The organism is Dehalococcoidales bacterium, from assembly GCA_030698765.1.
GTDB lineage: Bacteria > Chloroflexota > Dehalococcoidia > Dehalococcoidales > UBA2162 > JAUYMF01.
Genome location: JAUYMF010000189.1, coordinates 1 through 2907, shown reverse-complemented (window position 1 = coordinate 2907; position 2907 = coordinate 1). Strand labels below are relative to the sequence as shown.

The following is a 2907-nucleotide window of genomic DNA, read 5'->3' as shown; positions in this document are numbered from 1 at the left end:
CTCTGCAACCTACCTAAGTAACGATTGTTTAACAACCCCCTGTTCGTCATTGGGCGCCCTCCGCTTCGTGTCATTTTGAACGTAGCGAAGAATCTCGAATGTCACTAGCTAAACTCGTGACTTACTTACCTTACAATATCTAACTTGTGGAGCTTTCTGTCAAGTTATCAACCTCGCCCCCTCAAAAATCTCTTTCCCCTTTCCCTTAAAACAGGTGGTAATAAATTATTATTATAGCTTCCATGTCTGGACGTGTCCTGGAGCCCAGCCACGGTCTACCATGTTTGCTTTAATCGTCCTGATGATGCCAGTTTCTGGCTTGGCAGCAAGTTAAAGATACCCCCTGCCCCCATACGGCATCATTATTATTTTACATCCACTCTGTCTTAATGGTAATAGGCATCATCTTGACACTGGCAATAGAGCCTTCTATAATTTGGACGATACCCCCCATGGGGATATGTCGAATTGATTCTTGTCTCAGAGGTGGATTGGTGGCTTCATACTTAAAAGATAAACAGGAGATACTGGTGCGACTGCGGAGAATGGAGGGGCAACTCAAAGGCATCCAGCGCATGATTGACGCGGATGAGTACTGCGTGGACGTACTGAATCAGCTATCCTCCGTAATCGCCGCTACTCAGAAGGTGGCCTCTATCATCCTTGCCGACCACATTAAGGGTTGTGTCCGTGATGCCTTGACCCATGGTGAGCGAAATGACGAATATGTCAATGAGCTGGTGAAGGTGGTGGAACGGTTTACCAACCGGAAATGAGGGAAACAGGAGGTGCATCATGCCGCTGGCTGAAATATTAGTGACTCTGGGCGGGATTGCTGTAATTGCTTTCTTGTCTTGGTTTTTCTTTGGCCCCAAGCAAGCTCAAGCAGCTCAGGTAAAGGGGAAGATTCAGGAAATAGTGGTCAAGGTCAAGGGCGGCTATTCACCCGATATCATCCGGGTAAAGCAGGGTATTCCGCTTCGCCTGATATTCGACCGTCAGGAGGCCGGCGACTGCACCTCCCGGGTGGTTTTCCCTGACTTTCACGCCAGTAAGACGCTGGCGGCTTTCGCCCGGACGACTCTTGAATTTACCCCTGACAAAGCCGGCGAGTTCGGCTTCGCTTGCGGTATGAACATGATTCACGGCACCCTGGTCGTTGAGGAGAGTAAGGAAGGCAAGGAGTCCGGAGCAGAGCCAGAGTCTCCCAAGGGTGAAGGTAAGACGCATGAGCACGCCCAGGCAATTGGGGTAGGCCCCACCATGCCGGTAGGCAAGACGGAACTGGTTGAGTTTGCCCTTATGGGTGGCGGCGTTACCTGTCCCACCTGTACGGTGAACATCGAGACGGCGCTCAGTAGTCTCCCCGGCATAGATGATGTTCGGGTTAACTTTGGCGCCGAGCGTATCACGGTTAGCTATGACCCGGCTCAAATATCGCCGGAGAAAATGCAGCAAATCATTGAGAATACCGGCTATAAGGTTCATCTCCGCAGCGAGCCGGGCACCGGGGCGACGGAAGACCGTGAGTCAGCCGACCGGCGGGCTGAGCGGAAAGACCTGACCCGGCGGGTCATCATCGGTGCTATTCTATCCGCTCCCGTGGTCTTGGCTGTTATGATGCATGAGTTCTTTGGCGCTACCTGGATTCCTTCTATCCTCCTGAATCGCTGGCTCCAGCTTGCCCTCATCACGCCGGTGATGTTCTACACCGGCTGGCCCATCCATCGTACCGGCTGGCTGACACTGCGTCACCGCACCGCCGATATGAACACGCTCATCACCATAGGTACCATTGCTGCCTTCGGCTACAGCCTGGTAGTCACGGTAGCGCCGGGGTTGCTGCCTGAAAATCTACGCGCCGTCTACTACGAGGCGGTCGGTGTTATCATCACGTTAATCCTGCTGGGTCGTCTCCTTGAGGCAATTGCCAAGGGAGGCACCAGCGAGGCCATTCGCAAGCTCATCGGCATGCAGGCCAAGACGGCACGGGTCGTCCGTGATGGCAAAGAAGAAGATATCCCGATTGAGCAGGTACAACTTGGTGACATTGTCGTGGTACGTCCCGGTGAGAAGGTGCCCGTTGATGGAGAGATTACGGAAGGGCGCTCAACGCTGGACGAGTCTATGGTGACCGGGGAGAGCCTGCCCGTGACCAAGAGCGAAGGCGATACAGTGATTGGCGCTACTATCAACCAGACCGGCGCCTTTCGCTTCAAGGCTACCAAAGTAGGTAAAGACACCATGCTAGCCCAGATTATCCAACTGGTGGAGCAGGCGCAGGGCTCTAAGGCACCCATCCAGCGCCTGGCCGACCTGGCGGCCAGCCGCTTCGTGCCGGGGGTTATCTTCATTGCCATCGCTACCTTCGTCATCTGGTTCAACTTCGGGCCGACGCCGGCTTTCATCTTTGCTCTGATCAACGCCGTGGCGGTGCTCATTATCGCCTGTCCCTGCGCGCTGGGGCTGGCAACACCGCTTTCGATAATGGTGGGCACCGGCAAGGGGGCGCAAAACGGCATTCTCATCCGCTCGGCCGAAGCCCTGGAGATTGCTCACAAGCTGAATAGCCTTGTTCTGGACAAGACCGGCACTATCACCAAAGGCGAGCCGGCATTAACCGACGTCGTTCCGGCCGATAAGATGGACGCTGACGAGCTACTGCGGCTGGTGGCCTCAGCCGAGCGCTCTTCGGAGCATCCTTTAGGACAGGCTATCATCCGGGGCGCCGAGGCTAAAGGGCTTAAGCTGACCGAGCCCAAAGATTTCCAGTCGGTTACCGGCAAGGGAATCAAAGTGACTGTTGATGGACATAAACTTCTGGTAGGTAACCGCCGCCTGCTGGATGATGCCGGCATCAAGACCACCACCCTGGAGAAAGAAGCGGAGCGCCTGGCTGCTGACGGT

2 protein-coding genes are annotated in these 2907 nt (G+C 54.8%); both read left to right on the top strand.

The features are described from left to right. Positions 1 to 494: 494 nt before the first annotated feature. Positions 495 to 776, top strand: a complete 282-nt coding sequence (locus Q8Q07_09625; GenBank protein ID MDP3880545.1) for a metal-sensitive transcriptional regulator — start codon at positions 495 to 497, stop codon at positions 774 to 776. A gap of 19 nt (positions 777 to 795) precedes the next feature. Further along, positions 796 to 2907, top strand: a 2112-nt coding sequence (locus Q8Q07_09620) for a heavy metal translocating P-type ATPase (protein ID MDP3880544.1), incomplete at its 3' end; no start/stop codon positions are given.